This window comes from Roseateles sp. P5_E11 (genome assembly GCF_054049355.1).
This window is the reverse complement of the sequence record NZ_JBFUMO010000526.1, coordinates 1-4,085: the sequence shown is the minus strand read 5'-3', so window position 1 is coordinate 4,085 and position 4,085 is coordinate 1. Positions and strand designations below refer to the sequence as shown.

The window sequence follows — 4,085 nt, the reverse complement described above, 5'->3', positions numbered from 1 at the left end:
CTCCAGCTCGACCTGCAGCGAGGCATCGGCCTCCGACATCACCCGGCCGGCGAGAAATTTCCCGGCGTCATCAAACAGCGCAAACATAGGAGGGCGATTGTCGCCTCAGCCTTGAAGGTGTTTCAGCAAGCCGGGCAGGTGGTCTTCGAAGTCGGACAACCCGTGGTCGCTGCCCTCCAGCACCTCGCCGTCGCAGCCGGCATAACGGGCCAGCATCTCGTGCCAATCCAGCAGCTCGTCGCCCTTGGCGATCAGCGTGTAGTAGCGCAGCGGCGTCGTCAGCCGTGCCGGCGGCGTCAGCGCGGCGAGTTCGGCCACATGCTGGGCCGTGAACTCGAACTTCAGCTGCGGGTCGTGCCAGGCCGTCAGCGTGCCGATGTGGCGGGACAGATCGCGCGCCGGGTCCACCGCGGGGTTCAGCACGGCGACGCGCCAGCCGCGGTGAGCGCGCTGCTCGGCCAGCGAGGTGGCGTAGAAACCGCCCAGCGAGCTGCCGATGACGGCGGCACCCTCGGATGGCCAGGCCGCCACGATTCCGGCGACAAGGGCCATGGCGTCAAGCGGGGAGGGCGGCAGCTGCGGGCAGGCGAAGGTCAGGCCCGGCTGTGTGGCCGCCCAGGCGGCCATTCGCAGCGCTTTGGCCGAGGCCGGCGACGAGCGAAAGCCGTGCAAATAGAGCAGATGAGTCAACGACATGACGGAAGTTTTTGCGTGAATTTCTGCCGCTCCGCGACGGGGGAGGGCTCCGATTGACGCGAGTGTCGCTCCCAGCCACAGTGCCTGCCTTTCCGCAATCCCGGACCGTCACCCCATGATCCCGATGCCCCGCACCGCCCTGGCCGCCGCCGCCCTGCTCGCGCTGGCCGCGGTTGCCCAAGCCCAGACCCCGCCCGCGCCCAATGGCGCCGCTTCGGCCCCTGGCGCCGCCGCTTCGGCACCCGCTCCCGCCCGCCCGCCGGCCGACCCGACGGCGCCCAAGCCCTTTGCCGAGATCATCAAGGGCGCCAAGGAGCAGCCCGGCCTGTTCCCGATCTGGCGCAAGGACGAGAAGGTCTGGATCGAGATCCCCAAGGAAGCCTTCAACAAGCCCTTCCTGTTCAGTGTCAACGTCGCCAACGCCGTCGGCGAGCGCGGCCTGTACGCCAGCCAGATGCTGGGCGACGAGCTGGCCGAATGGCGTCGCATTGGCAACCATGTGCAGCTGATTGCGCTGAACACCAAGTTCCGCACGGACAACCCGTCCAGCAAGCTGGCCATCGAGCAGGCTTTCTCGCCCAGCCTGATCGGCGGCGTGCCGGTCGCCAGCGCCGACCACCCGGACCGCAAGTCGGTGCTGATCGACGCCAGCAACCTGCTGCTGAGCGACATTCCGGGCTACTCCACGCGCCTGGAATTTGCCTACCGCCTGCCGTTCGCGCCCGACCGAGGCAACTCATTCATCGAAGCCACCCGCGCCGATGCCCAGGTTTCCACGCTGACTTCACGCGTGCACTTCGCCACGCCGCGCATTCCCGCGCCGCCGCTGGTTCCCGTGCCCGTGCCGGTGCCCACGCCGCCTCAGGCGACGCCGGATCCGCGTTCGATGTTCTTCAGCTTCGTCTACAGCTTCCGTGCCTTGCCGGAGCAGCCGGCCGCCGTGCGCCATGCCGACCCGCGCCTGGGTCATTTCATGGAGAGCTACAGCGACTTCGGCGACGACCTGAAAGCCAACCCGCGCGTGCACATGATCGCCCGCTGGCGCCTGGAGAAGAAGGACCCGAGCGCAGCGCTGTCGGAGCCCGTGCAGCCCATCGTCTACTGGATGGACAAGAACATCCCGACCAAATACCGCGCGGCGGTCAAGGCCGGCATCGAGGAGTGGAACAAGGCCTTCGAGAAGATCGGCTTCAAGGACGCCGTGCAGGCCAGGCAGCAGCCCGACGACGCTGACTGGGACAACATGGACTCGACGCACGCGTCCGTCCGCTGGTTCACCGGCGCCGACGTCGGCTTTGCCATCGGCCCTAGCAACAAGGACCCGCGCACCGGTGAAATCCTGGACGCCGACATCGGCATGAGCGACGTCTTCGGCCGCGGCTCGCGCCGCCTGGCTTCGGACGACGTGCTCGGCTTCCATGGACACGACCATGCCGCCAGCAGCTGGATGGGTGAGCGCAGCCTGCGGCTTTCCGAGCAGCAATGCAATTACATGGCCGACCAGGCCAACGAGTTCGGCTTTGCGCTGGATTTGCTGTCCCTGCGGGGCGGGGCAGAGGGCATGGACATGAACGGCCCCGAGGCCGAGGCCCTGGCCCAGGCCGTCATCAAGGACGTGGTGATGCATGAGGTCGGCCACACGCTCGGCCTCAAGCACAACTTCAAGTCCTCCACGACGGTCACCCAGGCCCAGCTCAAGGACAAGGCTTTCACCGAGGCCAATGGCATCTCCAACTCGGTGATGGACTACAACGCCTACAACCTGCCGCTCAAGGGCGAGGCCAAGGCCAGCCTGACGAACACCACGCTGGGCGCCTACGACTACTGGGCCATCGAGTACGCCTACAAGCCCATCGTTGCAGAGCAGGAGGCCGCCGAGCTGGCCAAGATCGCTGCGCGCTCGACCGAGCCCAAGCTGGCCTATGGCGACGACTTCGACCAGGGCGTCGGCGGCCCCTACGATGGCTTCGACCCGCGCACCAACCAGCGCGACCTGGGCGACGACCCGCTGGCCTATGCCAAGAAGCGCCTCAAACTCAGCCAGGAGCTGTGGGAGCGCGTGCAGTCGCGCCCGGCCGTCGTCGGCGACGACCCGCTGCGCAACCGCCGCTCCATCTTTGAGAGCTTCCGCCAATTGGGCATGACGGCCAACAACGTCAGCAAATACGTGGGCGGCATGCAGGCCGAGCGTGTCGTGCCGGGCGTGACCGCCGGCCCGGCCTTCAAGCCGGTGGACAACGCCCAGCAGCGCGAGGCCCTGCGCTTCATTGCGGCAGGCCTGCTGTCCAGCGACTCCTTCAAGTTCAAGCCCGAGTTCCTCGTGACCCAGACGCTGGACTACAACGAGTGGGACCGCGGCCTGCCCATCTCCATCCCGGACAGCGTCAGTGCGCTGCAGGGCCGGGTGCTGGACCGCCTGATGTCACCCAACACGGCGCGCCGTCTCATCGAGCAGGGCGCCTACCTGCCCGAGGCCCAGCGCAAGGGCGCGGTGTCGCTGAGCGAGGTCTATGGCACGCTGCAGGGTGCGATCTTCAGCGAGCTGAAGACCGGTGCCGAAATCGACCGCATGCGCCGCAGCCTGCAACGCGAGTACCTGCGCCGCCTGCAAGGCCAGCTGAACCGTGCGACCAATGGGGCGACGGTGTACGCCGACGCTTTCTCGATGGCACGCTGGCACGCGACGCAGCTCGCCAACGAGCTGCGTGTGGCCTCGGCCAAGCCGGGTCTGTCGGTCGAGACGCGTGCGCATTTGGCGGAGACGCTGGACATGCTGAACTCGATGCTGAAGGCCTCGCTGGTGCGCAGCTGATCGGCTTCGTGCTCAATCAAAGGCCGGCTTCATGCCGGCCTTTTTTCTTGTCTTAGCATGGCCGCCACTTCGAGGGATCCGCCATGTCCACACCCGACAAACTGAATCAATTCGGTGCCAGGAACCTGCCTGGCCATCTGGGCATCGTCTTCACCCAGGCCGACCCCGGCGAGATCAAGGCTGAGCTGGTGGTGCGCGAGGAGCTGATGGCACCCAACGGCTATCTGCACGCCGGCAGCATCGTGACGCTGGCGGACAGCTGTGCCGGCTATGGCTGCATCGCCAACCTGCCGCCGGGCGCGGTGGGCTTCACGACCATCGAGCTGAAGTCCAACCACCTGGGCACGGCGCGCGAAGGGACTATCGCCTGCGTGGCCCGGCCGGTGCACCTAGGCAAGACGACGCAGATCTGGGATGCGGTGGTGACGAACAAGGACACCGGGAAGACGATGGCTTTGTTCAGGTGTACGCAGATGGTGTTGTACGGGAAGTGAGTTGGTGTGGTTTGCTCTTGCCGGCGTCCTCATGACTCGCGTGCAGTGCCGCGGGAATCCGCCCCGCGAGGGCGGGTAACTTT

At 66.8% G+C, this 4,085-nt stretch carries 3 protein-coding genes; 2 read left to right on the top strand and 1 reads right to left on the bottom strand.

Annotated features, from left to right (window positions below):
• Positions 1-105 precede the first annotated feature (105 nt).
• Complete coding sequence (locus ACXJKR_RS26235; RefSeq protein WP_457325309.1) at positions 106-696, bottom strand: YqiA/YcfP family alpha/beta fold hydrolase; 591 nt, start codon at positions 694-696, stop codon at positions 106-108.
• Positions 697-820: 124 nt separating this feature from the next.
• On the opposite strand from ACXJKR_RS26235, the gene ACXJKR_RS26230 reads away from it, so the two are divergent.
• Both ACXJKR_RS26230 and ACXJKR_RS26225 read left to right on the top strand, forming a co-directional pair.
• A complete protein-coding gene (locus tag ACXJKR_RS26230) occupies positions 821-3,508 on the top strand; it encodes a zinc-dependent metalloprotease (RefSeq protein WP_457325308.1) in 2,688 nt (895 codons plus the stop codon).
• A gap of 83 nt (positions 3,509-3,591) precedes the next feature.
• On the top strand, positions 3,592-4,002 hold the full coding sequence (locus tag ACXJKR_RS26225; RefSeq protein ID WP_457325307.1) for a PaaI family thioesterase: 411 nt from the start codon (positions 3,592-3,594) through the stop codon (positions 4,000-4,002).
• The last annotated feature ends 83 nt before the right edge of the window (positions 4,003-4,085 follow it).